Source organism: Carboxylicivirga sp. (genome assembly GCF_982718395.1).
Window position 1 is genome coordinate 1 of sequence record NZ_CEXQWX010000012.1, and the last position, 26,454, is coordinate 26,454.

Sequence of the window (26,454 nt, forward strand, 5' to 3'; positions counted from 1 at the left end):
AATACGATAGGGCAACACAACTGGCATCCTTGTTCCTATACGAACTATCTCGACATGGGGAATTTTTTTTAATTCAGATAACAACCAGTCAATTTTATCATCTGGCAGCATTAACGGATCGCCTCCTGAGAGCAAAACATCCCGCACTTGCGGATTATCAGCAATATAGCCAATACCTTTTTGCAGCTGTTCCTTTGATGGCACAAAGTCAATATCTCCCACTTTCCTCTTTCGAGTGCAATGTCTGCAATACATGGCACACATATTACTTATATGAAACAGAACCCGATCAGGGTATCGGTGTGTAATGCCTTCTACAGGACTATCTTTGTCTTCTGATAGTGGATCGGACATCTCTGACTTTAGCACAGATAATTCTTCAATACCACCAAATGCTTGTTTGAAAACTGGGTCGTTTCGGTAATTATTCTGATCAATTAAAGAAAGGTAATAAGGAGTAATGGATAGTGGAAATTTCTGAAAGGTCTCTTCTAAGGCTTTGCGTTCCTGCTTGTCAAAATGTATGCCTGTTAAATATTCAAAGGTTTCCAGGTTGCGGATCGTATTTTTAAGCTGCCACTTCCAGTCTTTCCATCTGGAAGTGCTTCCGTTTCTCTCAATTTTATTTTCAATCTCTTGTTGAACTTCATTGTAAATCATCTAGTAGTAAATTGTTTCTACACGAACAAAATTAGATAAAATACAATAGACTTCCTAATTATAATCTTTTCAGACCATAAGCATAAACTCTATAACAAGTGATTGAAATATTACTCCAGATCTGTCTCTATATCACTTTGCTGCTCACTGTCAATCTTTAACATGATAATCGGCGATGCATCAACCTGCTCAATATCCAGCAAAGCTACCAGTGACTCTAACCCAACCTCTAATTTTTCAAGTTCATCACCATTTAATTTTTTCAACCTTTCTGATAATTGTTCGTGTAGCAATGGTGGAATGGTTTTAAGCAACTCATCTCCGGCTGATGTCAACACAATATTCGCCACACGCTTGTCTCCCGCCTTTGGTAACCTGGCCAGATAGCCTTTTTTCTCCAATCGGTTAATAATTCCGCTTACAGTGCTGGAGTTCAGGTTTACATACTTTCGTATCTCCCCCTGTGTAGCCTGGTAGTTAGATGACTCCCTGAGGTAGCTCAGGCACAACACCTGGGGTATACTCACGCCATACTCCTTTTGTATTTTCTTTGATTCGATATCAATTGATCGAACAATTTTTCTGATTTTAATTAATATTTCTTGCGTATCCATTTGCCAGCATTAATTTTTATACGAAGATTAAATCTAAATACCCGATGCATTATACGTGTTAAAGATAAGTGTTTTCTGGAATTTTATTCTTCGTTATTCTTTCGATACATATCAATAAACAGTTTAAAGCCCGGCAAACACGCGCTCAAAATACTATTGATCAAAACTAATTAATCCTTGTATGTAAAAGAATGTTGGGCCACCTTTAGGTGGCCTTTTTTATTGAGGATGATATAGACCTAACATGGTTCTAAATCCTGTTAGGTCTGGAACAAACTATATTAAACCCGCTTTGGACGTGGCTGAAGGTGTGTCAGACTTCCAATTTGCACCGGTTGCCTGGTTTCGATGCTATTGCAAGCTGCAACTCCAATTAATATGGACATTGCCCCATTTTTGGTATTACTCATTGGTAACAAATCTTCCTAATCAAACGTTTATTGAGATATAGAATCCTCTAATAAAACACAAAAGCCAGCAAGTTTAAACTCACAGGCTTTCTTGTGATCCAGAAGGAAACCTTCTTTATGCTGCAATTCACTTAACTTCGCCTATTATCCAACACTTAAGATTTAGGTATCGAAATAGTCCCGTCTGTTATTATTTCTATTATTTAAATAGTGATAAGAATTGAAAACTAAATTATTGACATATAGATTGTAAGTAAATCTTAATAAAGGGTAATACTTCATTCTGCTAATAGATTTGTTTTTAAATTAGCTAATCTCTTGCTTTCTACTTTCACCTGTTTCATATGGCCTAAATTCATTGAGAGATACACTAATGGTTTGTACCAATTTCCAAATAATCGCTTCAACACAGAAGTTATACTATAAAACTTCTTTCTGGCATTAATTTTCCCCATCTGTAGTTCAAGAGGTGTCATATTTTTTGGCTTAAATACCACTGTATTATGATCGTAATACTTCCAATCTGTAGTTATTAAGCGCTGTTCGTTTTTTAGTTTCTCGTAAACATTAGTACCGGGATATGGTGTCAGCACATTAAAAGAAACTGTACTTACTTTATTTTTTACTAAGAATTGAACTGTTTCTTCAAATATTTCCTTTGTGTCGTTATCAAATCCGAATACGATTGACGCATGGATAAGGATTCCCAAGTTTTTAACTTTTTTAAAGGCGTGCTCCAAATGTTGAATTTCCTTTATAGACTTGCGCATTGATAATAGCTGCTTAACTGATACACTCTCAATACCTAAAAAAAGTGACTGACAGCCACTTTCAGCTGCCAATTGTATCAACTCATCATCACCTACTAACAGAGATATGGAAGCTTGCCCGACCCACTTAATTTTCAATGGTTTAATTGCTTTAAAGAGAGTTTTAGCATATACCGGATTGCCTATAATGTTGTCGTCTAGAAAAATAAAGACCTTCGCCTTTGATTCCTTTATGTCACGAACAACATTATCGACAGATATATGTCGTATTTTTTGTCCAAATAAATTAGTTACACAACAAAAATCACAATTATAAGGGCACCCCCGCGTTGTTAATATTGGAATGACATTGAATAGTCTCTTCGATGCTATCTTTCTGAAATCTTTACGAACGTATTTTTCCAGGTCAGGATTCGGGTTGTGGTATCTTTGTTTCAAATTATTGTTTTCAAAATCACATAGGAGTGATTCCCATACCCCTTCTGCTTCACCAATAACAACAGCATTTGCATGCATTAATGCCTCGTCAGGAAGTATGGTTGGATGCACACCGCCCAAGATGACCGTTTTATCCCTACTTTGGAATTCATCGCAAAGTTTGTATGCTCTTGGTGCATTTGCTGTCATGCAACTTATTGCAACCAAATCACATTCCTGTTCCAGGTTAACCTCTTCCGTTTCTTCCTCAATCACCTTTACATCAAACCTATCAGGAGTTAACCCTTCAAGTATATATAAAGCCAGTTGTGGTATCATAAGCCCTTTGTTAGTTCTCTTTTCTGTATCAACTGTTGGCGAAATAAGGAGAATTTTCATCTGTTTAAATTTTGCTTTTATTTGTCCTAATTCAGTTTCCCTGTCATGTGAAAGTATTTTCTGATGGCTTGTTTCATTGGACTGGTTATATTCTATTTACTGTAAGAAACTGTTAAAAAAATTTAAGCATGCTTTATTGTTTGTTTGCATACATGAATATCAATCTCTCTACTTAAGCTGTAAAAAGGACAAACAGCCCTAAAAAGAAATGGGCTTTATCTGGAATGTTTTGTATTAACATGAGGTCAAAGAACATCGTTTGAAGTTACGAAACTTAAATTCTTGCTTCAAGCCATTGGTTACCATTCTTAAAATTAGAAATTAGGCTTTCATTAATTATGGAGCATGTACATATGAGCTATATGGGTTTAGTATTACCAAATAACTGCATATGTAATATTTGTATCCCCCCTTGAATGGGAATAAAAGTTTTCGCCATAATACATTAATATACAATAGAATTCTGCCTTATAATTCATTAACTTAACCACTAATTCAAATCTTCAATAACAAAGTTTGATGATGAACCTAAAATAAATCTGATGAATATAAAATTGGCAGTATTAATTGATGGTGACAATATCCCATCTGCTAACGTAAAAGAAATGATGGAGGAAATTGCTAAATACGGCAATCCAACTATTAAGAGAATATATGGAGATTGGACCAGGCCTGACTTAAGCAATTGGAAAAAGGTATTATTGGAGAACGCAATAACACCTATTCAGCAATACGCATATACATCGGGAAAGAATGCTACCGATTCAGCTATGATAATTGATGCCATGGATATCCTTTATTCTGAAAAAGTCAATGGTTTCTGTTTGGTATCAAGTGATAGTGATTTTACTAAGTTGGCAACCCGATTGCGGGAAGCCGGTATGCTGGTAATTGGAATTGGTGAGAAAAAAACACCAACTCCCTTCATTGTTGCTTGTGACAAATTTATTTACGTTGAGATATTGAAAACCAGAGCTAAAGAAAAAGAGTTTGAAGATGGTAAAGATTTTGAAAAAGAAACATTTGATAAAATAACCCCGAAAGAAATTAAATTAATTGCTGCAACAATTACAGACCTTTCTGATGATGATGGATGGGCTTTTTTAGGCGATGTAGGAAGTCTATTGCAAAAAAAGAGACCGAACTTTGATCCAAGGAATTATGGATTTCAAAAACTAACTCCTTTAATAGACTCTATTGACAGATTTGAGATTGAGCAGAGAGACAGTCCAAACAGCAGGCACAAGTTGATCTTCGTGAAAAATAAATTAAGATACCCCTTAAAGAAATAGCCCAACAAGTATAATAGTGATATACTACGCAACGGAAGTTAAATCGAACCATCACATTGTTCTAATAAGAGGCAGAATCCATAAAAATATTGTTTCATTCAACTTTAAAGCTATTCTGCATTTTGATTGCTCCCCAAAAAGTCATCTTTGTCAGGGCTTTTTACCATCGTAAGAAAATCCCAAACCTCATTTAAAATTTGGCGTTCCTCAACCGCAGAGGGTTTTATGCCATCCAAGTATTGTACTTCGGCAACACTTCTAAAAAACTTATTAAAATCGGCATAATAGCCCTCGGTGCGCTTAAAACGAACAAATACACTAGGAAAGCTTAGTTTAATCACAAACTCATATTCAGGAAAGAAAAGGCTGTTTGTTCCCAGGTAGTAATTTTTAAATTTTTCAGGAATCATAACTTAAAACTTTAATGTACTAATACGGGATAGTTGGACAATAAAAGCTTTAGCAGTGCATTATACACTTCATACAAGGTAGTGAAATAATAATGGAATATACAGGATTATATATTACTGTGCTTATAAAGCTACCTTAAAATACAAAAGCCTGTATATCAAACAACATACAGACTTTCGACTTAATCGAGTTTCATAAATATGATCTTGAAGAGACTCACCCCACAAACCTCCTGATATAAGCCAATAAATACATAAACTTAGGCTTATGCTTATTTTTACCTTATAATCCAATCATCTCTCTCAGTTCATTTACTTTAGTATCCGCATGATTACGAATATGTCGTCTATAATCTTTTGTATATAGAGTAGCTAATGAAGGGTATAACTCCGGGAGTTTAGCATATTTGTCCCATGCCTCATCGTAGGTGATGATCCATTGCTTCATCGCCTCTTTATTCCCTCTTGCTTCTGCATCAGCCAAATAAACCAGACTCCGATAGATTTCGTAAAGATACAATCCATAGTATGATGACCCTATTGCATGCTGTTTTATATCATTATCAGACCATTGTATGATTTCTGCCAACTGCACAATTTCCTTCCATTTTTCAATTGACTCGTCTTTTTGCAATAAATTGCGTTGTTGCTTTTCTGTGTCCTGATTTAAAGCAGGCATAGGCCACCCAATCCCCTGATCGCGTGTCCACCATGGGTTCATATCTCCATAAGTTGAGTTTCTTCCTCGTACAACTGCTTCTGCAGAAAGGAGGCAAAGCTTTCTAAAATTGGGAATATCGGACTCTGACAAGTTAAGTATTTCTGAAGCATAACAATTAAAAATCTCTTTTTCACTCTGCTTTGGTTTTTTAGCCCATTGCGACATAACCCAGGCATTCAGGTCACACCATATTTCATCTTTGATATAAGGTCCATCCCAACCTCCTCCTCTCGTCCATGTCCACACTCCTGCATACATGTCCGGGTGCTTTTCTACAAATTCACTTATGCTGTTAATTCTACTCTCAGGCATCTCGGCATGCTCTTCAAAACCTTCAATCACTCCATTAGCGATATAGTTTGGATAGGCACCTTTACCCTCATATTCTCGTGCACATTGCACTTCTATAATCTGTTTGTGACGCCCTTGACCAATAACCTTACTAAAATTGTTGGCCCGGTGAAAGTCTCCTTCACAATGTTTTACAGATATAATCAGGTTTTCATGTGGTTCTATTGCATCTGAAACAGCCTGATAAGTTAACGAGTCAACATCAAAAGACAACCATGTACGGAATATCAACATCTTATTTCTCTTAACACTGATTTCTTCTCTTAAGAGCTGCATAAGCGGGATAATCGTTTTTGTGGATTTTTTTTATCTGAAATTTTCCCTTTATGGTAAGGGGCATCATGAAGATAAGTCTCACCTATACGCACGACAAGCCCATCAAGATCTGGGAATTGCTCAAAGATCTCATCAACCTGAGCACGAAGGAATTTCTCGGTTTGTGGGTCTTTTGGGTCACCAAATGTTTCTTCAATTCCATATTTCTGAATAAGCCGCTTAGGAAACAGGATAAGATCTGACATTGCATAAACGTCAATATTCTGTTCACGACAATCCACATGCATCTTCCTGAGCTGGGCTGCTTTCTCATCTACCCATTGTCGTTCTACACTTCCTTTAGGTAATATATCTGGATCTACCGATTCCCAATTAATGGCTAAAGATGGAGATTCAAAAAGTGCGTAAACTTTACCGTTAAACCCCATATCTTTAATTACTGCCGGATCATTGTACGCACTATTGTAAGGTTCCTCCCCCGGATTATGATGAACCATATCAAGAATCAGAGGTTTATTCTTGTTGTTCTGTTTTTGGGATTGACAAGCGTAAAAAACAACTGCTAAAAGTGTTACTTTAACTAATGTCTTAAATAGAGGAGTATTATTCATGCGTTTATAATTTTCATTTATTGCATCGAACTCTCAAGGAAATTTATTATTCATAAGTGCTCATGAATACTTCGTACTTCATTCGCTTTGTAAAAAACTGAATAATTAATTTTTACCTGATCGTTCTCATATGCATTATTATTTAGTTCTTATTAGATTTTCTTTTAATAATATGTTCGAGTAATGCTTGCGTTTCGTCAGTCATAATTATCTCAATACCCCTGTCTATCAGCCAACCCCAGTTTTCTTCAGGATTTTCAGGTGCTTTGTAATCCGAACGGCCTGCTGCTGAACCTCCATTCCATAACGTATGGCAGTAAAGTTTAATGCCTCGCTTATGTGCGTCGGGAACGACTGTCCATAGGGTATCCTGTTCGGTTTTAAAACGGAAAAACACAGTCTCCAGATCGTAATTGTTCACCCATTTTTTGTAACTACCCACCGGATCTTCCTGGTGTGAGCCAATCTTTGGGCACATAATTACTCCCGGATATTTTGCCAGCATATCTTTGACCGTTTCATATTCTGCATTAAAAACCCACAAAGCATGATCTAATGTTTTCGTTTTTTCCAAAATACGATACATGGCCGCGAAATTCTTTAATGGATTAATTTTAATATCAAGATTAACCATTATTTGTCCTTTGGCAGTAGCCATGTACTCTTCTAAAGTTGGTACTGTATGATCTGTTTGATTACCTTCATGATCTTTAAGTCGAAGTGCTTTGATTTCCTCCAGGGTCAAGTCCGATATTCTTCCCTTTCCATTGGTTGTTCTGTTAACACTGCCATCATGCACCACAATTAATTCGCCGTCTTTTGTTTTTCGAATATCAATTTCTACTATATCAATCCCTTTATCTATGCAGCCTTGTAATGCAGCTATTGAGTTTTCCGGGTAGTTTTTCCAATCCTGACGATGCGCCATGACCATAACAGCACCATTACCTCCTTGCTCAAAGTTCTTTCTTTTAAATTTGAAAGAACCGCTTTGTGCATAAACACTTATTGATAAAAACTGAAGAATTATAGTGATAGAAATAAAATGGTACTTCCTGTTCATGATTTTAAGTTTTTAATACACATTATAAAAAGGTCTGATCCTGAATTAATGCATCATTAGTCATCTAAAAATAATAGATATCAAATCAATTTTGGTCAGGCAACGAGTATTATTAGAATGAAACGTCATAGCTTTTATCAATCCTGTTAAGCTCTGGTCCTCATAACTCAACTTTTATTGATGAATCATCTTGCAAACGGGTATGTAACATACTTCTTAACTGCCTAACTAATTCCGGATTTTCAGTGGCTATATTGCTACTTTCCCTTTCGGGAGTTGTATGGCTGTATAGTTCCACACTTCCACCGTTATGAACTATTAAGCGATGTGTACGTGTCCTAATAGAAATAGCATTGCCTTTATATGATATGGCTGAATGTCCACCATGGTTTGGGTTGTCAAGAATGGTTTTTAATGACTTACCTTGAGTAAATTGTGGAATATCCACACCCGACAATTCACATAGTGTTGGAAAAATATCAATGGTTTCAATTATCGCTTTAGATTTTGAACCTTTTGTAATATTACAGGGGTATTGGATAATTAGAGGTGAACGCAGGCTTTCTTCAAACAAGCTATGCTTTCCCCAAATAGCATGTTCGCCAAGATTCCATCCATGATCACCCCAAAGAATGATAATTGTATTTTCATAGGCACCTGATTGCTCTAAGCTTTCAATCAACTTCCCTACCTGGGCATCGGCATAACTTACACAAGCTGCATAATGATGTCTTACCTCTTCTGCAAAGACCTTATCTTCATTTGGATTCTTACCCCACCTGTTATATTTCATAAACTCACCCGAACCATGCCATGTTGTTTTTCCTTCAGGTTTCTGTGGATGTTCAATAGGTGGGAAAGTGGTGTTTTCATATAAGTCTAAATACTTCCTTGGAGCTCCAAAAGGCAAATGTGGCTTCAGGATGCCAACTGCCAGAAAAAAAGGTTTTTGTGGATCATCTGCTAATAACTTTAACTGTTTTAGTGCTTCATTAATTATCAGGCCATCCGGATAAATTGTGTCATTTCCTTCCACACTTTGAAAAACATCCATATTGCCCGGCTTTTTTCGAATTTCCCCATGTGCCAGTCCATGCATCATTCCGGCAGGATGCTGCCATTCTCCTACAGGCATCAGATGTTTATCCCAAGCCCCTGGTATTTCAATAATAGTACTGTCATTCCAGTTTTTACCACCTCTTCCTCCCGGATGGTGAGATACTTTTCCTACGGAAACTGTTGTGTACCCATACTCTTTGAACCATTCAGGCATACTTGGATCAATTTTGTTGCCTAAAGATTTTTCTTTAGAACGAATGAAAAGAGCATTATTGCCTGGTGGGCCATATTGTCCTGTTAGCAAGGTATACCGAGATGGTCCACAACTAGGAGCATTTACATAATGATTGAGAAACAAAACTCCATTTTCAGCAAGTTTATCAATATTGGGCGATACAATATGCTCTGCATTAAAACATTTTAGTTCCGGACGAAGATCATCCACACAAATAAGCAGAATATTTGGATTTTTCCGGCTATTTTCATGACTTGTGCATTGTGTAAACAATACTCCACAAAAGAGTGGTACGAAAAGTAAATTCTTAATTTTCATTATCAGGAGCTTTATTCATTTTCAATAATTGACTTTTCTAATTTGATTCTGAACTGATTTTGTACAATTACCATATCTCATACTTAATAATTATGTACTTATTCTCAAAATTATTCCTTGTATCAATATTAAAAAATGTCTCGTGCTTAAATATGGTTCCCCTCAATGAGTTTTATACTTCAGGTTTTATAGCTCAATTTAAATTGTTGGGATTATGGTGCAGTTCACGAAAAGAAAGTATTTGAACGATATTTATTTATGATCCGTCATCTACTATAAATTACAGATTCATTGAGCTTGGTGGAGATACAAAAGTGTTACTCTTGTATAACACAAAAGCCTGCAAGTTTAAAACTTACAGGCTTTCTTGTGATCCCGAAGGGACTCGAACCCCTAACCTCCTGGGCCGTAACCAGGTGCTCTATCCAATTAAGCTACGGAACCATTATTTTGTGTTATTTGTGAACCATTGTTCTCAAATGCGGTGCAAATATAGGCTTTTATCCATGAACCGTCAAAACATTTTTATAAAAAAGTTGCAATAAACTTCACCTACAACACAGCAATCATAAGGCTTATAGCTATTTGCAACACAAAAAAGGTCGCAAAAAATTTGCGACCTTCATTTTGAACTAAACTCAATTTATTGAACTGACTCAGATATCGGCTTATCTGAGAATTTCTTCATCATTGGTTCCGGCTCCACATCATACTCATAGGTTAACACCTTATTGTACTGGTACTCGCCTTCTTTATCAAGGCTACGTACAAAAATATCAACCGAATTTTGACCATCCACCTTCAACTCTGAAATATCAATTGAGACAATGCCCCATTGCAGGTAGTTGTAAGGATCATTATTCTTGTTGTGCTTCAGTTCAAGAATAATCTCACCATTTTCTGTTTCTAAATCCTCGGTATCTTTCACCAGATTAATAAAGTGGATATAGCCAGGGCCACCACCATATTCAAACTGCAGATTCAGGTAGTCGTCGGTAAACCATGTATCGGTTATTGTAACCGGATCGTTACCAATCGAGTCTTTCACCGCTTCAGATGTATTCTCGTCAAAATTAAATATTGGCTTCGTTAATAACTCTGAGATACCATTAATCTTAACGTAATAGTCATAGGTTTCCGAATCGTCAGCATCACCTAATATGGTATAATTCACCAAAATACGTATACCATCTTCCACACTTCCCGGCGATACATTGCTTGCCGATGGCCACAGTGCATCACCTGCATCCGTTACTACATAAAAATAATCGGTTGTTTCTACCACTGTCCCCGTAGTTACCCAAAAATCGCCTAATGAGTAACCATCATCATCTGAACAACTAAAAGTTAATACTCCAATTAGCGCCAGTAAAAATCCAAACTTTAACTTTTTCATGCGATTACATTTTTAATAAAACTTTCACTCAATCATAGGGTTATAAAGATCGTGCCAGCATTGATACTTTTACATTGATTAACTATTTAGAGGGAATTTTAAGATAAGGGTTGCGTGATATGATGCAATCGCAAAAAATTTTTCATTGCATTTTCAAACACAGAAAGCTATTTTTGGTTGTTTTTTAAAAGGTAAGGAGAGGTAGAGCATGAAGCACTTGGCTTTGTTATTATTCGGGATTGGATTTTCACTATATTCATTATTCGCACAAGAAATAGATACAGAACGCTTTGTTAAGCCCATGAAACTAAAGCCATCGGTAAGTGGCAGTTTTGGAGAGTTGCGTTCCAATCATTTCCATTCTGGTCTGGATTTAACCACCAACCGAAAAACAGGTTATCGCATTTACGCTTCTGACAAAGGCTATGTATCTCGCATTAAGGTTTCGCCTTACGGATATGGTAAAGCCATATATATAAACCATGAAGGTGGATATACAACAGTGTATGCTCATCTCGAACGCTTTTCCAATAAAATAGATTCACTGGTAAGAGCCGGGCAATACAAAAATAAATCTTTTGCCTTCGAACAGTTTTACAAAGCCGGTGAAATACCTATTGAGAGAGCCGAGGTAATTGGCTACAGTGGTAACTTAGGTAGTTCAGGTGGTCCTCACCTCCACTACGAAGTGCGCGAACAAGCTAGTCAAAAACCTATGAATCCCCTTTTATTCAGAGATGATATTGTAGATGATGTACGCCCACAAATACAAGGCTTAAAACTTTATTGCCTATCTGATGATGCCAGTATTGAAGGTCGTTCAACCGACAAATATTTGCCCACGGTTTTCTATAATAAAGAATTTCATCCCAAAGGGAGTAAAACCTTTAAAGCACATGGCAAGATAGGTGTCGGTGTTCAAGTGCTGGACTATTTCACTGACAGTTGGCGCAAATGTGGCATCACTTCAATCGACCTGTTTGTTAACGATTCACTGGTATATAATTTTAATATCGAGAAATTCAGTTTTGCAGAATCACGCTACATCAATTCGCACATCGATTATGCCGAAAAAATAAGAACTGGTAAGGTGATTCAGAAAAGTTGGGTGGAGCCTAATAATCAGTTAAGCCTTTATGGAACCCGAAACACATATACTGATATTATTCAGCCAGGTGACGAAAAGCAATTTAAATATGTGATTAAAGATTTTGCTGGCAACACCTCTGTTTTATCATTTGTTGTACAGGGAGATGCACCACCTGAATTATCACAAAACAAGCAAACGTCGCAAATAAAGGTTGCTTACGACAAAGCGATTACCCTGGATACTTTAGGTATGACCTTGAACATTCCGGCTAAAACCTTTTACACTGAAATAGATTTGTTTTTGCATAAAGATCAAAAGGAGGGATTTATCTCACCAATCTATCACATTGGCGACAGGTATATACCAATGCACCGGTCAATGAGTATCAGCATACCTGTACCCGACTCGCTTATCCAATTCAAGGATAAACTTCTACTGACAAGTGTATCACGTACAGATAAAATGAGTTCAATTGGCGGATCATTTAAAGATAATAGAGTGGTAGCAAGCACTCGTGGTTTCGGACGTTTTACCCTGGCTATTGATACAGTTCCTCCTATTGTCAAGCTGCGTAAAGCACCAACCAACAATGACTATTCGGCAAGGAAAAATATTGAAGTAATAATCAGTGATAAACTAAGTGGTATTAAAAAATACTACTGTCTGATTGATGATCAATGGGCCCTATTCGAATATGATGCTAAGAATGCTCGCTTAACCGGTACTTTCAAGCACATACCTTTCTTAAAAAAAGGAAACCATCTGCTAAAGGTTATTGTTATCGATAATAAAGGGAATGAAACAGTGAAAGAATACGGTTTCAAGAACTAATGCTGGAATAATTTTTGCTTGCAAAAGGCTTAAATTCATTGAATATTATTCATTAACAATACGGCTTCATATAAACGAACTATTGTATATTTGTTCGCATTGTTGTTTTCAGATTAACTGTATGATAAAAAGATACATCCTCGTAATATTACTGTTTAAATGCTTCTTTAGTATTAATACCAACGCGCAAATCAATACTGACCGAATGCTGACTATTGGTAAAAATGCGCTCTACTTCGAAGATTACGTATTAGCTATACAGTATTTTAATAAAGTAATCAAAGCAAAACCTTATTTGTCTGATCCGTACTTTTTCAGAGGACTTGCTAAGTATTACCTGGAAGATTTTAATGGTGCCGAAGTTGACCTTAACACCTGCTTAAATAAGAACCCTTTTTTAGTGGATGCCTATAATGTTCGAGGTATCATTATGAGTAAGAAAAAGAATTACGAAAAAGCAATTGATGATTATTCAAGCGGCTTGGAGATTGATCCCGAAAACATAAATCTACTGATTAACCGTGGTAACAGTCATTCGATGCTGGAAGAATTTGACCTGGCTATTGAAGATTTTAATAAGATCATTGAGCGCAACCCTTCGATGCTAAGTGCTTACCTCAGCCGTGGAGCTGCGAAGATTAATGCGGGCGACTCTATTGGCGCTCTTGATGATTATAGCATGGTGATAAAGCGAAATCCATATATGTCTGAAGCATTTGCTTCGCGAGGGATACTTTATTATCAGTTACAGCAATTTGAAGATGCGCTGAAGGATTTTGATAAAGTAATTGAGTTGAAGAGTGATTTTGCAGGTTATTATATGACGCGTGGAGTCATCAGGTATCAGCTGGACGACTTAAGAGGAACCATGAGCGATTTCGACAAGGTGATTGAGCTTGATCCCAAGAACGCTCTTGCATATAATAACCGTGGAATACTGAGAGCACAAGTTGGGGATAAAAACAGAGCTATTGATGATTTTTCACGTGTTTTGGCACTTGATCCAAATGATCTTCTTACGCTCTACAATCGATCTTTATTGTACCTGGATCTCGGACAATTTCAAAAGGCTTTAACCGATCTGGATATCATTGTAAAGAATTATCCCGACTTTGGAGCAGGCTATTATAACAGAAGCATTGCCAAGCAAAATTTGGGTGATATGGAAGGTGCTAAACTGGATTACGGAACAGCGATTAAGCTTCAATACGACAAGCGACAGAATAGCGAATATGCATCGAAAGATGATGATGACTCCGATAACAAAGGTAAAAAATCAAAAAAGAAGAAAAAAGAAACGCGTAAGAAGTCAGATAAAAACATCCAGAATTACAACAAACTGGCAGTCTTGGATGACTTTGAGGAAGGCGATAAAGAAGAGGAACAGATTGAAAGCATCCGTGGTAAAGTGCAAAACCGAAATATCTTCATTGACCTGGAACCTGTATTTGGCCTGACCTATTATAGTGGCGATACGATTTTAAGTCGTCCGCCTTATTATGAGAAAGAGTTAGTGGCCTTCAATAAGAAAGAACTGTACAAGCGCCCTATGATCATTACTAATAAAGAGATCGAAGCAGAAGGGCTCAAATACATCCGCTTGACAAATGATATCAGTTCAATTACTGAAGAGCTTAAAGACGAAGAAACCGACCGGGATATACTTATTACCAGAGGTGCATTATATAGCATGGTGATGAACTACAGTAGTGCCATGGCAGATTATAACGAAATATTAAAATCTGATCCGGATAATGTGATTGCCTTATTCAACAGGGCCTACTCTCGTCATAAAATGGTTGAGATCATTAAAGCATTAGAGGAGGAAACACAAGCGCCAAACAACATCATGCTGAACGGCTCAATAAATGGGAATAACAGTAATCTATCGACTCCTAAAATTGAAAAAGAAGCCTCTCACATACTGGATTATGAATTAATTCTTAAAGATCTGAACCTCATAATTGAATTAGCTCCTGAATTTGAATTTGCATACTATAACAGGGCCATTATTCAATGTTTAAAAAAGAACTTTTTGCAAGGGGTTGAAGACTTTACTAAGGCCATTGAGCTGAATCCTGATTTTGCCGAAGCCTATTTCAACAGAGGTTTAACGCTAATCTATCTGAAACAAGAAGCTAATGGAACAGCTGACTTGAGTAAAGCCGGAGAATTGGGTATTTACAAAGCATACAATGTAATCAAACGCTACGGATCAGAAGAATTATCAGGAGAAGAACGAATTGCTGAAGTAGAATAAATGAGTGTTTTACCGGAGAATTTTGATACAGATAATCAAGAGTTTCAGGATGCCCTGAAATTGATCCAACACACCAACTCATCTGTATTTTTAACAGGGCGGGCTGGTACTGGTAAATCAACCTTTTTGCGCTATATCTGTCAGCAAACACACAAGAAATTTGTGGTTGTTGCGCCAACTGGTATTGCTGCTATTAATGCCGGTGGAGTTACCATCCATTCGTTTTTCAAAGTTCCCTTCCGTCCTATCCTGCCCGATGATCCTGACTTATCAACTCAAAAAGGTCGTATTTTTGACTTTCTTAAATATCGTAAGGCGCATACTAAAATTATCAAAGAACTTGACCTGTTGATCATCGATGAAGTATCTATGGTAAGAGGTGATGTTCTGGATTTTATCGATCGGGTATTAAGGGTTTATACAAAAAACATGAATCAACCATTCGGAGGCAAGCAAATACTAATGGTTGGTGATGTATTTCAGTTGGAGCCAGTTGTTAAGCGAGATGATTGGCAGATATTGCGGCACTTTTACCCCTCACCTTATTTCTTCTCAGCCAGGGTGTTTAAGCAGATTCCACTGGTACAGATTGAATTAAAGAAAGTATACCGACAGAATGATACAACCTTCGTTAATCTTTTGGATCGGATACGTATCAATCAGGCTGGCACAAATGATATTCAGGCCATCAATGCCCGTTTTAATCCAGCTTTCCAAAGTCCCATAGACGAATTCTTTATTACCCTTGCCACTCGACGTGATACAGTTGATTATATCAACGACAGCAAACTCGAAGAGCTCGAAGGCGAAGAGCATGAGTTCACGGGACGCATATCAGGCGAATTCCCCGAATCAGGTCTGCCAACCTTAAAGGAATTGGTGATAAAAGAAAATGCCCAGGTGATGTTTGTGAAAAACGACATGGAAAAGCGCTGGTACAATGGCAGCTTGGGCCGAATAGAAGATATTGACGAGAACGGTATTTATGTGCGCCTGCAAAATGAGGAAATTCATTTGGTTGAAAAAGAGGTATGGCGCAACATTCGTTACAAGTACGATGAGAAAAATAACCGCATAATTGAGGAAGAATTGGGGTCGTTTACCCAATACCCACTTAAACTGGCGTGGGCGATCACTGTTCATAAAAGCCAGGGACTAACCTTTGACAAAGTTATGCTCGATTTCTCAGGTGGTGCCTTTGCCGGTGGGCAACTGTATGTAGCTTTATCGCGTTGTGTATCTTTGCAAGGTATTGTACTTAAAACCCAAATATCGCCTCGTGATGTGATTGTCAATAAAGAGGTGGTTAAATTCTCAAAAGCAGCCAACAATAAAGTACTGATTCAAAAAGAACTGAATAAAGCCGAAGCACAGGATTTATACAAATTGGCAGCGATAAAGTTTGAGGATAATGCCTTTTTTGATGCAGTCAACTCTTTTGCCCTGGCCAATGAAAAACAAGAGTCACTGTCTGTTGAATCAGTACAACGACTGATTGCAATCAGACTATCGAAAATTACCAAACTCGAAAAAGAAGTTAAAGAGCTAAACAGTGCCCTGAAGCGTCAGCAGAAGAATGTGGAAGACTTTGCCCGTGAATACTACTTAATGGCTAATGAATGTATCCTTAAGTTTAAGGACAAACCGTCGGCAATGGCCAATCTTAATAAGGCCATCAAGTTAAAACCACAGTTTTTTGATGCTTTGGTGCGCAGAGCAGGCTTGCATGTTGAAATGGGTGATCTTGAAAATGCCGAAAAAGATTATTCAAAGGCCGATAAGATTAAGAAGAAATCGTATAAAGTGAAGTATAATCGCGGTCGCACCCGCTTGGAACTTAAAAAGTATGAAAAGGCCTACAACGATTTACTTCAGGCAACCCGGATTAAAAAAGACAAAGCGGAAGCATATTTCTACCTTGGCGAAGCATGCGAAAAACTGGGCGATATGAATAAAGCTCTGGAATACAAGAACATTGCTGAACACCTTGGCTTTGACAGTGAATAGTTATTATTAGGTATCAGCAATTCATCAAATTATCAATTCGACAAACCAGAAATTAAACTACTCTTTCTCTCCCAATGAAATATGTGGCATGGTAATGTTATACCTGACTGCCCATAAACGAATCCCGATTATCGTTACCACAGTTATACTTTCGCAAACAATCTCTGGCACATTAAAATGGTATAAAGCCAAATAAACTATTGCTCCAGTTATACAGGCAGTCGCATAAATCTCTTTATGGAAAATCAGCGGTACCTCATTTGTTAAAGTATCGCGAATAATACCTCCAACAACAGCTGAAGAAAGTCCCATTATCACAGCGATTGGCGCTGAAATACCAAAAGCAAGTGCTTTTTCCAGACCAATAACAGTAAATACACCTATTCCGATGGTATCGAATAAGAATAAGGTATTTCGGAGTTTCAACACAGTCTTCTTAAATATGATGGTAATTAATATTCCGGCCAATATCAGAAAGAAATAATTATTCGATTGAATCCAGGATACCGGTAGGTTGCCAAGCATGAGATCGCGTACCGTTCCTCCTCCTATTGCCGTTACAAAACCAATAAATATAGCACCAAAAATATCAAGGCGCTTTTGCGCGGCAGTGAGCGTTCCACTGATTGCAAACACCATGGTTCCAATGTAATCAAATATTAATATCAGATCAAAATTTGGCATTCGGGCACTTTACTCATAGAATGGTTTAACATCTATCACTTGCATTCCGGCACTTGTAGCTGCATCCATCCCTAAATGGCCATCTTCAAAAACAAGACAATCCTCAGGTTGAACCTGAATATATTCAGCAGCCTTTAAAAATGTTTCGGGATGCGGCTTGTAGTTGTTTACATCATCTGAAGTAACAATTACATCAAAACGATCAATAATACCACTATCTGTTAAGAGCTTATTGGCTCGTTCACGACTTGCTCCAGTCCCCACTGCCATTGGTAAACGCCCCTGAAAGTTCTTTACCACTTCAAAAACCGGTTTAATAATCTGTACATTATGCAGATTGCTTTTAACCAACTGCTCCTTCCTAGCCACTAACTCAAAGGGATCAGCATCCATTTTATAGCGTTCAATCAGATCTTTACCCAACTCAACCACTGGTCGACCAGTTAAGGTTATAAAAAAATCATAACTAAATTCAACACCAAATGGCTGACAAGCTTCTAACCAGGCTTTGTAATGTACAGGCGTACTGTTCAGTAAAGTACCATCCATATCAAATATTAACCCTTTTATGCCTTCAGGTACAACAATCTTTCTTTCAGTCATTTTAGTATTTTAAAGCATTCTAACTTTATTGCGCCGCGAAAGTAATCATTCTGAATTTAATTTTTTGTTTTCAATCAATAACAAATACTAAATTTGCATGAACATTAGTAACACTGATGTGTTTTAACCAAGATTTATTAATTAAAACTTAACTCATTTATTATGGAAGAATTAGGTATTGGAAAATTTGATTGGGAACCGATTCAAGCTTGGATTATTGCCAACGGAATTAAGGTTTTAGGTGCCATTCTAATTGCTGTTGTTGGTCTGTGGATTATTAATAAAATAGTTAAAGGCTTTAAACGCGTATTGGTATCACGACAAGTAGACGAAACATTAGTTCCCTTTATTGTCAGTTTGACTTCTGTTACATTAAAAATCCTTCTATTCATTAGTGTCATCACTTACCTTGGTATTCAGATGACATCATTTATTGCCATATTAGGTGCGGCTGGTTTGGCTGTTGGTATGGCACTGTCTGGCACCTTACAAAACTTTGCAGGTGGAGTAATCTTACTCATTTTAAAACCATTTAAAGTTGGCGACTATATCGAAGCACAAGGACATGCCGGTTTAGTTAAAGAAATACAAATATTCAACACCATACTGACGACACTGGATAATAAAGTGGTAATTATTCCCAATGGAGGCTTATCAACCGGAGCAATGATCAACTACACCAAAGAAAAAACACGACGTGTTGACTTTGTATTTGGTATTGGCTATGACGACGACATTGATAAGGCTCGCAATATCATTATTGAAGTTGCAAATAAGAATGAAAAGATCATGAAAGATCCCGAGATGTTTGTTGGTGTATTGGAACATGGCGATAGTTCAGTTAATCTTGTAACTCGCGTATGGTCTAAAACATCTGATTACTGGGATGTATATTTCTACATGATGGAATTTGTTAAGAAAGAGTTTGATAAACAAGGCATCACTATACCTTATCCACAACGAGATGTGCATATGTATAACGAAAAATAATTATTAACGTATATTAAAGCTCCACTGCAAAGTGGAGCATTTCTTTTTTTTAATCTTAATTTATTTATGAAGAAAGTTTTAAGCATTTGCCTTTTATTTGTTGCAGTTACAGCAATTGGTCAAACGGCAGAGAGCGATACTATTAAGTACTGGAAAGTTGGTGGCACTTCGGCTTTTACTTTTAACCAGGTATCATTAACCAACTGGGCTGCTGGTGGTAAAAATTCTATTGCCGGTACCTTCTTATTCAATATGCACTTGAATTACAGCAAAGAAAGAGTCAGTTGGGACAACACGATTGATCTGGGTTATGGTTTGACCAAGCAAGGAACTGACAACCTTGTAAAGACTGAAGATAAGCTATATTTAACGTCTAAAATAGGTTACCAGGCCGATGGTAGTAAATGGTACTATACTGGTTTGATGGACTTTAAAACTCAATTCGATGTAGGATACAACGATCCACCAGAAAACACAATTAAATTGTCAGAGTTTATGGCACCGGCTTATGTGAATTTCTCGCTCGGTATGGATTATAAACCAAACGATAATTTCTCGGTATACATTTCACCATTAACCAGCAAAATGACCATTGTATTGGATGATTCGCTTTCGAGAGAAGGAGCTTTTGGTGTTGACACCTTAAAGCACGTAAGAAGTGAATATGGTGCATCGGTTAAATTATTGGCAAAGAAAGCCAACATTGTAAAAAACGTGGATGTAAGTACTCGCCTCGACCTGTTCTCAAACTTAGGCAACAATCCACAAAATATTGACGTAGATTGGGAAGTAGCTTTCAACATGAAGGTAAATGACTTCTTAAGTGCTGTAGCCTCTGTAAACCTGATTTACGATGATGACATAGATTATATAAATGAAGAAGGAAATCCCGAAGGTGCACGCGCGCAATTTAAACAACTCTTTGGTTTTGGTATAAATTATAAGTTCGGACGGTAACTTTTACTAATCGGATTTTATAGCCTTGGTTAAGCCAATTAACCAGGGCTTCTATTTTCTTAATGGTTTAAGTAAGTACTCCAAACCATTCAACTTAATTTCATATAAGGTATGCAGAAGCATCCCAAGCTTCCCTTCAGGAAATCCTTTATTGTGAAACCATACCAGGTAAGGTTCTGGTAAATCACATAATATCCTCCCTTTATATTTTCCAAATGGCATACGCATGGAGGTTAAAGCTTCTAATAATTCAGGGTTCATCATATCTAAATTTCAGCTGCCAAAGTAACAAAATTAAATACATCATATCGTAATTCAATTTCAAGAATTACTTAACCGTTGTTGTATAATTAAAGCAATCGTATTACCTTAAGCTTCGTATTAAACAATTTAAACACCTTTTATTAATACACTTTTAAAACTTCAGATCCTAACTCAGTTATGCAGCTAAAACAACTCAACTTACAAGACATTAACAATAATCAATTTGACCTGGCCATACTTCCTTGGGGTGCAACCGAAGCACATAATTTTCATTTGCCTTACGGTACAGATAACTTCCAAAATGGGGTAATGATCAATCAGGCAGTTGAGATTGCTAATGCTAATGGAGCAAAGGTTCTAATCTTACCTGAAATACCCTTTGGAGTAAATACCGGTCAAACTGATATCCCTTTTGTTATTAACATGATGCCAAGCACACAGCTTGCAATCATAAAAGATGTTGCCGAGTCAGTATTCAGGCAATGTGATAAACTGCTAATATTTAATGGGCATGGAGGCAATGACTTTAAATCAATTATAAGAGAGGCAGGTGCACCATACCCGGATAAAAAAATCATTACCTGCAATTGGTTTCAGGCTTTGGATGCCAATAATTATTTCTCTCATCCCGGCGAACATGCTGATGAAATAGAAACAAGCTTAATGATGTATTTATACCCCGAGCTGGTTCGTCCTCTATCCGAAGCCGGTAACGGTCAATACAAGTCTTTTAAAACAAAAGCTCTCAATCACAAATGGGCCTGGACAGAACGCAACTGGACCCATATCACGAATGACACAGGTGTTGGTAATCCTTATCAGTCAAGTGCCGAAAAAGGAGAACGTTACTTTAACGATTTATGCCATGTAATCAGTCAATTTCTGGTAGAACTAGCTAACACTGAATTAACTGATTTCTACAGTTATTAAAACAACATGTAAGAATGACATTCTTTATAGCGATTTAATTGTCCAGTTGTAGTCCGCTGATGTAAATGCATTGCTCCATTTCAGGTAGTACTTCTTTCCTTTCTCACAATGAATAGTAACTTCGGCCTGAAGTGTTCCGGACTTTCCCATACTTGATGCTATACTACCTTCCTGTGGGTCTTTGTAAACAAACAAACATGTGTTTTCCTTTGTCAATCCGACACTCGATATGCAAACACGACTATCTTCCTCTGCGGTATAAACATACCATTGATCGGTATCAGAAGAATGTGTTGTTGTGACTTTTTCTTCTTTGATTGAAATAGCATTATTAGAGCTTATACCAGCAACCTCCTCCTGTTTCCCACTCCATTCAAAAGACTCATTGTCATTTACATGCCAATCAATTATATAAACAGAATCTTTACAAGTTTTAAAACCAAACTTATTAACTTGATTTTCAAGTTTAGTTTTACCTTGCGTAACGACCGATAAGTCTGCCAAGTTGTAAATTGTTACAACTTTTGAGGTCTCATTAGTATTTTTCAACTTTAGTTGAATAAAACCATCATACTTGGCTTTGAGTTGAAAGACGTTACAAGTATCGCAAGACGTAAAATACTTGCCTTCTAAATCACCCTCAATAATAAAATCAGCTTTCTCTGGTGATCTTTCTTCAATACCAATTGCCAGTGTACTTTTCTGAAGAAAATACAACATAATGAACAGAAGCACAGAACCTCTGCATAAGTTTCCCACTCTCATTTTAATAAATTTAGTTCCCGCAACAAATATATAAAGAGTTTTTACTTTTTAGAGGAATTATCGAATAAACTATAAGTTATAAGTGGCAGATTTTAAGTACAAAACAAGCTGAATAAAAAAAGGAACTTGGCAACCAAGCTCCTTTTAAATTCTAACCTTAACTCAAAATCCAAATCTATGAAAAAAATCTTAACTACATATTTAACGCATTTACGAATAAAAAGTTCATTATTAGACAAAAAAAGAGGAATGCTTGACTTTTCAAACATTCCTTCTTCAACCTAACCTTAACCCTAACTTATGAAGAAAGCTTCATAAATCTTTATACTCAATTCGCAAAAATAAAGTTCATTAAATATTGAATCAAAATCAATCTTTTAAACTTTTTTAACGCGACTTTGTAATTCTAAATTAATATTGTGTAATAATGCATCAATTATTTACACATTTTAACATTCACAAATATGTAGCTTTTTTAGTTAATTCAAAAATTTTTCTACGAAAACTTCATAACTTATTACGTTAGTACCATGTCTAAGAGGAGCTTCTGAAACCCAGAATCTTTATTCAAAGCATTTATTTGCCAATGATTATATTGAATTATTAACTTGTAATATGCCTAAACAAGCGAAGTTTACTACATCTAGCTTGTTATACAATTAGACGCTACAGATCAATTGCATTTCTAATCACATAAAAAAGGGTGACAACCGCCACCCTTTATAGTATATTCAATCACTTGTTATTTAATTCCGAGCTTTTTCTTCAAGTCTTTAGTCAGAGCATTTTTATTAATCATTATCGACATAGTTTTATACTTGACAAAAGCCTCTGAAGCATAGAAATATCCATCATACTTATTGTTGGTATTCCATGAGTTTTTCACTTTAAAATACTTAGTACCATTTTGATCTTTCACTAAACCTGTTATTTGCATTCCATGATCATCCGTAGTCTGGTAATTATCATACGCTTCCTGACGCAACTCTGGAGTAATTACTTTCTCCTTTACTGGTTTATCAAAGCTGTATAACATTTTATTTCTGTCAGCTCGAGACATACTTTCCCAACGTGAACGCTCCGATCCTGACATTTCTTTTGCATCATTTTCTGGTACAATGGCAACACCATTGGTATGAGAAAATCCTTTTTCACTGACATCAGCAGCCCAACCAATTGTATAACCCTTCTCCAGTGAATGCTCGAAAATCGTCATTAAGTCATCAAGCGTTACATTGTATACTTCACCCCACAGCCAGTTATCAGGCACTTCAATAATAAAGGTTTCATAAGTAGGATGATGTGTATATGAAGTAACCTGAATATAATCATCCATATCCAGGCCAACAACTTCTTTCATATAGGTTTGTGGTGTATAATCCTTACCATCAACTTCAAACGATTTAGGTTCTTCTCCAAGATATGCATCTAAAACACTATCAAAACCATTTTTCCAAACAGGACTCAACTTCTTATTAGGATTCTTAATTACGGCATCAACATAGTTTTTTAATATACCATCCATTTCACCGTGAACATGTGATTCTTCACCATATTCAAGACCTGAATATACTTCTTCTGGCACCATTCCGTACTTTTTCATCACATACACTGCATCGTGAAAAGCTCCGCCAGGACCAAAATTCAGTGATCCGTGTAAACGAACATACTTCTCTGCTTTATCTGAATAGCAATGACGAACAACAAACATTTCAGACAAGTTTGCAGGTTCTTTCCCTTTACGGATCATTTCCGATTCAAAGAAACCTAAAGCTGAAAAACTCCAACACGTACCTGAACGGTGCTGATCCTTAACACAAGTCGCTTCTAAATCATAGATCGTTTCAAATTTGTATCCTTCACTCTTCTCCTGCGCCACAATTGTTAAGCAAATCAGGCTAAATAAAATTGTTGATAATAGTTTCATATAATTACTTTATTAATGTGTCAACTTAAATAATGGCAGACCATTACAGTACAAATAAATAAAAGATGTTGCTAATGTGTTATGACATAATTCATACGCCACACTTATTCGTTTTGTCCTTGGAAATTGTCAAGTGTACCATGAACATCAAATGCAATCTCAATCTAATTATTTACCGATAACTGCTTAATCAATTCCTGCCCGTTTTTCACCATTTGGCTCGCACTCTCACGAGGAATACGATCAATAACAAAATCACTCAATACCTCATCAATTAACTCAAGATTTTGGATATTTTCAGCCGACTCTTGAGTCAATTGTTGCTCTCTCAGCACTAATACTTTTTCATAATCCTGTAGACCTTCGATTAGTCTTTCAAATCTGATGGAACTTCGAGCTCCCGGGTAAATTAAATAATTACTTCCACTGGAAGCCTTTAACATTCTGGCATCAAATAATGGTTTTTGCCCCCAGTTGTTGAAATTATCAATATGAATACCATCCAATCCTTGTGCAGCAGCATACCACCCTAACCACGAAGCTTCAGCAGAAGGCGAATGGATGTACGTATTTGGATAGGCAACATTACTTTCAAGTTCATAGGATGTTTCGAGTCCCTGCTGATGACGCAACTTAAACCATTCCTTAAGTGTACTAAATCCCGAAGGTACATTCGCAGCATACACATCTTTCAGTAAACCTGACGTCCAATCATGTGCAACCAACTCCATTTTGATATCCGGTTCAATTTCCTGAAGAAGATGCTTTAAATTGCTAATTGTTTCAGTATCCCCTTTATCAATAGCAAATACAGCCTTTCCAAACCAGTTTTGTTCCTTAAGGTGATTAATTATTTCTTTTAAGCATTGCTCCATAATTTTACGATCCTGCACAACATCCAACTGTTTTCTGATGAGCTCATTATTCCTTTCATCCAAATAAATGAGTTTATTATCGCCATCCGGATTATAAACAAAACAATCCAATTGTGACGAAATTCCATTCTCCATCAAAAACTTAACCCACAAATCAAATTGGGTAAAATCAGCCTTCATTTGATTATTCAGCTCTTTTTTCCATTTAATCAAAGGTTGATAATTGGTATTTTGATGTTCGTGATTAAAAACCGTCACATTAATTCCTTTTTGTCCAGCCCGTTTCATTAACTCAACATATGGAGTTAAGGCTTTGTAATGTTCATCTGACCAAACGGGGACCTGCTGCCAATCAGCAATTGCATCAGGATTGACATACATATTCGTTTGGAATCGCCAATTTTCCGGTTTGGGCAATACCCTGCTACAAATATCCAGTTTCAGTCTTAATTCCTGAGGTGGATTTTTCTTTGAATAAACCTTAAGGGAAGCATTATAAGTACCTTCTGTAACATCGCCAGGTATGTTTATTGTTACCCATAATGGTCTGACTGATTGTGCCTCCATATTCATACAAGGCAGACTGTCGAGCATATCAGGTAGCAAACATGAATCGCGCCAGGCGATATTATCAGATTCCCCATTAATAAAATCAGTGTCGCTTAGAATATATCGTACAAATCGGGTTTGTATAATATCACGCGAAATTGTATCACCCTTCGGTGTTGTCAGATTTTCCCACTCACACTCAATTTGCTCCACAGGAAATGCGCTCCACAATACTGCTTGAAAGGATACTGATTCCCCTTTCCAAGCAAGTATTTCTTTATCTTTAGTTACTGCCAGCATGGGTACTTTTCCCTTTTTGTACTTTACATCCTTGCTTCCAAAGGAAAGGTGCAGTCCTCGCCCGGTGGCTTCCCACTCCAATACATCTGGAGTCTCAGGATCTTCCGGTTCATTAAATGTGGTACAGGTTATATCAGGCCTTTGATTGTAGCATGAAGTTGCTATTAAGGCGAAGATGAACAAATTAAGCAGTAAAACTTTCATTATCGTGAGATTCAAATTACCAGCAAATATAATATAATAGTCTGTTAGTTTTAAGACAGCAGTTAGCGAGCAGTATTATCCTAATAATAAATCTCACATCATAAATAATAAACCACACGAAGTGAACCCGACTTTCCGGATTCGATCTTTATTTACTTCATATTCATAAAGGCATATTACCAACGCTTTTAGGCTAACGGTCGACAGCTATAAAGG

Annotated in this window: 23 protein-coding genes and 1 tRNA gene; 7 read left to right on the plus strand and 17 right to left on the minus strand. The window is 36.8% G+C overall.

Translation table 11 applies throughout. The features are described 5' to 3' along the window. From AC4MRQ_RS04110 to AC4MRQ_RS04125, 4 genes are all read right to left on the minus strand, one after another. The coding region (locus AC4MRQ_RS04110; RefSeq protein WP_491196379.1) for a KamA family radical SAM protein at positions 1-660 on the minus strand (660 nt) is incomplete at its 3' end. 110 nt (positions 661-770) lie between these two features. Then, positions 771-1,274, minus strand: a complete 504-nt coding sequence (locus AC4MRQ_RS04115) for a MarR family winged helix-turn-helix transcriptional regulator (RefSeq protein ID WP_491196380.1) — start codon at positions 1,272-1,274, stop codon at positions 771-773. A gap of 281 nt (positions 1,275-1,555) precedes the next feature. After that, the gene (locus AC4MRQ_RS04120) at positions 1,556-1,684 is read right to left on the minus strand and encodes a hypothetical protein (protein ID WP_491196381.1); all 129 of its coding nucleotides are present in this window, start codon (positions 1,682-1,684) and stop codon (positions 1,556-1,558) included. A gap of 278 nt (positions 1,685-1,962) precedes the next feature. After that, on the minus strand, positions 1,963-3,270 hold the full coding sequence (locus AC4MRQ_RS04125; protein ID WP_491196382.1) for a B12-binding domain-containing radical SAM protein: 1,308 nt from the start codon (positions 3,268-3,270) through the stop codon (positions 1,963-1,965). A 542-nt stretch (positions 3,271-3,812) separates the two neighbouring features. Between AC4MRQ_RS04125 and AC4MRQ_RS04130 the strand changes: the two genes are divergently transcribed. Further along, positions 3,813-4,562 carry an NYN domain-containing protein gene (locus AC4MRQ_RS04130; protein WP_491196383.1) on the plus strand — a complete coding sequence of 250 codons (750 nt, stop codon included), beginning with the start codon at positions 3,813-3,815 and terminating at the stop codon, positions 4,560-4,562. 110 nt (positions 4,563-4,672) lie between these two features. Here AC4MRQ_RS04130 and AC4MRQ_RS04135 read toward each other — a convergent pair whose 3' ends face one another. The 7 genes from AC4MRQ_RS04135 to AC4MRQ_RS04165 all read right to left on the minus strand — a co-directional run bounded on the left by AC4MRQ_RS04135 (position 4,673) and on the right by AC4MRQ_RS04165 (position 11,002). Next, positions 4,673-4,972 (minus strand): hypothetical protein, encoded by a 300-nt coding sequence (locus AC4MRQ_RS04135; protein ID WP_491196384.1) that lies wholly within the window; start codon positions 4,970-4,972, stop codon positions 4,673-4,675. A gap of 283 nt (positions 4,973-5,255) precedes the next feature. After that, complete coding sequence (locus tag AC4MRQ_RS04140) at positions 5,256-6,320, minus strand: hypothetical protein (RefSeq protein ID WP_491196385.1); 1,065 nt, start codon at positions 6,318-6,320, stop codon at positions 5,256-5,258. Continuing rightward, positions 6,308-6,931: a hypothetical protein gene (locus AC4MRQ_RS04145; RefSeq protein WP_491196386.1), complete on the minus strand. Its 624-nt coding sequence runs from the start codon at positions 6,929-6,931 to the stop codon at positions 6,308-6,310. Before AC4MRQ_RS04145 ends, AC4MRQ_RS04140 begins: the two co-directional genes overlap by 13 nt. A gap of 142 nt (positions 6,932-7,073) precedes the next feature. After that, entirely contained in the window at positions 7,074-7,994 is a 921-nt protein-coding gene (locus AC4MRQ_RS04150; RefSeq protein WP_491196387.1) for a glycerophosphodiester phosphodiesterase family protein, read from the minus strand. Between the two features lie 160 nt (positions 7,995-8,154). After that, positions 8,155-9,606: a sulfatase gene (locus AC4MRQ_RS04155; protein WP_491196388.1), complete on the minus strand. Its 1,452-nt coding sequence runs from the start codon at positions 9,604-9,606 to the stop codon at positions 8,155-8,157. A gap of 370 nt (positions 9,607-9,976) precedes the next feature. Beyond that, positions 9,977-10,050: transfer RNA gene (locus tag AC4MRQ_RS04160), tRNA-Arg, on the minus strand. A 199-nt stretch (positions 10,051-10,249) separates the two neighbouring features. Continuing rightward, positions 10,250-11,002, minus strand: coding sequence for a NigD1/NigD2 family lipoprotein (locus AC4MRQ_RS04165; RefSeq protein ID WP_491196389.1), 753 nt, complete (start codon positions 11,000-11,002; stop codon positions 10,250-10,252). A 208-nt stretch (positions 11,003-11,210) separates the two neighbouring features. Here AC4MRQ_RS04165 and AC4MRQ_RS04170 point away from each other — a divergent pair, with 208 nt between their 5' ends. The 3 genes from AC4MRQ_RS04170 to AC4MRQ_RS04180 all read left to right on the plus strand — a co-directional run bounded on the left by AC4MRQ_RS04170 (position 11,211) and on the right by AC4MRQ_RS04180 (position 17,190). Continuing rightward, complete coding sequence (locus AC4MRQ_RS04170) at positions 11,211-12,923, plus strand: M23 family metallopeptidase (RefSeq protein ID WP_491196390.1); 1,713 nt, start codon at positions 11,211-11,213, stop codon at positions 12,921-12,923. A gap of 121 nt (positions 12,924-13,044) precedes the next feature. Next, a complete protein-coding gene (locus AC4MRQ_RS04175; RefSeq protein ID WP_491196391.1) occupies positions 13,045-15,183 on the plus strand; it encodes a tetratricopeptide repeat protein in 2,139 nt (712 codons plus the stop codon). Beyond that, on the plus strand, positions 15,184-17,190 hold the full coding sequence (locus AC4MRQ_RS04180) for a tetratricopeptide repeat protein (protein ID WP_491196392.1): 2,007 nt from the start codon (positions 15,184-15,186) through the stop codon (positions 17,188-17,190). Between the two features lie 57 nt (positions 17,191-17,247). Here AC4MRQ_RS04180 and AC4MRQ_RS04185 read toward each other — a convergent pair whose 3' ends face one another. Together AC4MRQ_RS04185 and AC4MRQ_RS04190 are read right to left on the minus strand one after the other, a co-directional pair. Then, complete coding sequence (locus tag AC4MRQ_RS04185) at positions 17,248-17,874, minus strand: trimeric intracellular cation channel family protein (protein ID WP_491196393.1); 627 nt, start codon at positions 17,872-17,874, stop codon at positions 17,248-17,250. Positions 17,875-17,883: 9 nt separating this feature from the next. Further along, positions 17,884-18,477 carry an HAD family hydrolase gene (locus tag AC4MRQ_RS04190; protein WP_491196394.1) on the minus strand — a complete coding sequence of 198 codons (594 nt, stop codon included), beginning with the start codon at positions 18,475-18,477 and terminating at the stop codon, positions 17,884-17,886. Positions 18,478-18,639: 162 nt separating this feature from the next. Here AC4MRQ_RS04190 and AC4MRQ_RS04195 point away from each other — a divergent pair, with 162 nt between their 5' ends. Both AC4MRQ_RS04195 and AC4MRQ_RS04200 read left to right on the plus strand, forming a co-directional pair. Then, the gene (locus tag AC4MRQ_RS04195; protein WP_491196395.1) at positions 18,640-19,467 is read left to right on the plus strand and encodes a mechanosensitive ion channel family protein; all 828 of its coding nucleotides are present in this window, start codon (positions 18,640-18,642) and stop codon (positions 19,465-19,467) included. Between the two features lie 66 nt (positions 19,468-19,533). Beyond that, positions 19,534-20,424, plus strand: a complete 891-nt coding sequence (locus tag AC4MRQ_RS04200) for a DUF3078 domain-containing protein (RefSeq protein ID WP_491196396.1) — start codon at positions 19,534-19,536, stop codon at positions 20,422-20,424. A 51-nt stretch (positions 20,425-20,475) separates the two neighbouring features. Here AC4MRQ_RS04200 and AC4MRQ_RS04205 read toward each other — a convergent pair whose 3' ends face one another. Then, positions 20,476-20,688 carry a DUF3820 family protein gene (locus AC4MRQ_RS04205; protein ID WP_491196397.1) on the minus strand — a complete coding sequence of 71 codons (213 nt, stop codon included), beginning with the start codon at positions 20,686-20,688 and terminating at the stop codon, positions 20,476-20,478. A 177-nt stretch (positions 20,689-20,865) separates the two neighbouring features. Here AC4MRQ_RS04205 and AC4MRQ_RS04210 point away from each other — a divergent pair, with 177 nt between their 5' ends. Continuing rightward, a complete protein-coding gene (locus AC4MRQ_RS04210; RefSeq protein ID WP_491196398.1) occupies positions 20,866-21,618 on the plus strand; it encodes a creatininase family protein in 753 nt (250 codons plus the stop codon). A 24-nt stretch (positions 21,619-21,642) separates the two neighbouring features. Here AC4MRQ_RS04210 and AC4MRQ_RS04215 read toward each other — a convergent pair whose 3' ends face one another. The 3 genes from AC4MRQ_RS04215 to AC4MRQ_RS04225 form a co-directional block, all read right to left on the minus strand. Continuing rightward, on the minus strand, positions 21,643-22,383 hold the full coding sequence (locus AC4MRQ_RS04215) for a hypothetical protein (RefSeq protein ID WP_491196399.1): 741 nt from the start codon (positions 22,381-22,383) through the stop codon (positions 21,643-21,645). A 742-nt stretch (positions 22,384-23,125) separates the two neighbouring features. Next, a complete protein-coding gene (locus AC4MRQ_RS04220; RefSeq protein WP_491196400.1) occupies positions 23,126-24,310 on the minus strand; it encodes a C1 family peptidase in 1,185 nt (394 codons plus the stop codon). A gap of 164 nt (positions 24,311-24,474) precedes the next feature. Beyond that, entirely contained in the window at positions 24,475-26,238 is a 1,764-nt protein-coding gene (locus tag AC4MRQ_RS04225; protein ID WP_491196401.1) for a DUF4091 domain-containing protein, read from the minus strand. Positions 26,239-26,454 lie beyond the last annotated feature (216 nt).

Excerpts from the sequence above, each read along its gene's own strand:
- AC4MRQ_RS04140 (WP_491196385.1), bottom strand. The coding sequence starts at position 6,320 with ATGCAGCTCTTAAGAGAAGAAATCAGTGTTAAGAGAAATAAGATGTTG.
- AC4MRQ_RS04185 (WP_491196393.1), bottom strand. The coding sequence starts at position 17,874 with ATGCCAAATTTTGATCTGATATTAATATTTGATTACATTGGAACCATG.
- AC4MRQ_RS04195 (WP_491196395.1), top strand. The coding sequence starts at position 18,640 with ATGGAAGAATTAGGTATTGGAAAATTTGATTGGGAACCGATTCAAGCT.
- AC4MRQ_RS04130 (WP_491196383.1), top strand. The coding sequence starts at position 3,813 with ATGAATATAAAATTGGCAGTATTAATTGATGGTGACAATATCCCATCT.
- AC4MRQ_RS04180 (WP_491196392.1), top strand. The coding sequence starts at position 15,184 with ATGAGTGTTTTACCGGAGAATTTTGATACAGATAATCAAGAGTTTCAG.
- AC4MRQ_RS04205 (WP_491196397.1), bottom strand. The coding sequence starts at position 20,688 with ATGATGAACCCTGAATTATTAGAAGCTTTAACCTCCATGCGTATGCCA.
- AC4MRQ_RS04215 (WP_491196399.1), bottom strand. The coding sequence starts at position 22,383 with ATGAGAGTGGGAAACTTATGCAGAGGTTCTGTGCTTCTGTTCATTATG.
- AC4MRQ_RS04165 (WP_491196389.1), bottom strand. The coding sequence starts at position 11,002 with ATGAAAAAGTTAAAGTTTGGATTTTTACTGGCGCTAATTGGAGTATTA.
- AC4MRQ_RS04170 (WP_491196390.1), top strand. The coding sequence starts at position 11,211 with ATGAAGCACTTGGCTTTGTTATTATTCGGGATTGGATTTTCACTATAT.
- AC4MRQ_RS04115 (WP_491196380.1), bottom strand. The coding sequence starts at position 1,274 with ATGGATACGCAAGAAATATTAATTAAAATCAGAAAAATTGTTCGATCA.
- AC4MRQ_RS04125 (WP_491196382.1), bottom strand. The coding sequence starts at position 3,270 with ATGAAAATTCTCCTTATTTCGCCAACAGTTGATACAGAAAAGAGAACT.
- AC4MRQ_RS04220 (WP_491196400.1), bottom strand. The coding sequence starts at position 24,310 with ATGAAACTATTATCAACAATTTTATTTAGCCTGATTTGCTTAACAATT.
- AC4MRQ_RS04210 (WP_491196398.1), top strand. The coding sequence starts at position 20,866 with ATGCAGCTAAAACAACTCAACTTACAAGACATTAACAATAATCAATTT.
- AC4MRQ_RS04145 (WP_491196386.1), bottom strand. The coding sequence starts at position 6,931 with ATGAATAATACTCCTCTATTTAAGACATTAGTTAAAGTAACACTTTTA.
- AC4MRQ_RS04150 (WP_491196387.1), bottom strand. The coding sequence starts at position 7,994 with ATGAACAGGAAGTACCATTTTATTTCTATCACTATAATTCTTCAGTTT.
- AC4MRQ_RS04175 (WP_491196391.1), top strand. The coding sequence starts at position 13,045 with ATGATAAAAAGATACATCCTCGTAATATTACTGTTTAAATGCTTCTTT.
- AC4MRQ_RS04225 (WP_491196401.1), bottom strand. The coding sequence starts at position 26,238 with ATGAAAGTTTTACTGCTTAATTTGTTCATCTTCGCCTTAATAGCAACT.
- AC4MRQ_RS04190 (WP_491196394.1), bottom strand. The coding sequence starts at position 18,477 with ATGACTGAAAGAAAGATTGTTGTACCTGAAGGCATAAAAGGGTTAATA.
- AC4MRQ_RS04120 (WP_491196381.1), bottom strand. The coding sequence starts at position 1,684 with ATGAGTAATACCAAAAATGGGGCAATGTCCATATTAATTGGAGTTGCA.
- AC4MRQ_RS04135 (WP_491196384.1), bottom strand. The coding sequence starts at position 4,972 with ATGATTCCTGAAAAATTTAAAAATTACTACCTGGGAACAAACAGCCTT.
- AC4MRQ_RS04200 (WP_491196396.1), top strand. The coding sequence starts at position 19,534 with ATGAAGAAAGTTTTAAGCATTTGCCTTTTATTTGTTGCAGTTACAGCA.
- AC4MRQ_RS04155 (WP_491196388.1), bottom strand. The coding sequence starts at position 9,606 with ATGAAAATTAAGAATTTACTTTTCGTACCACTCTTTTGTGGAGTATTG.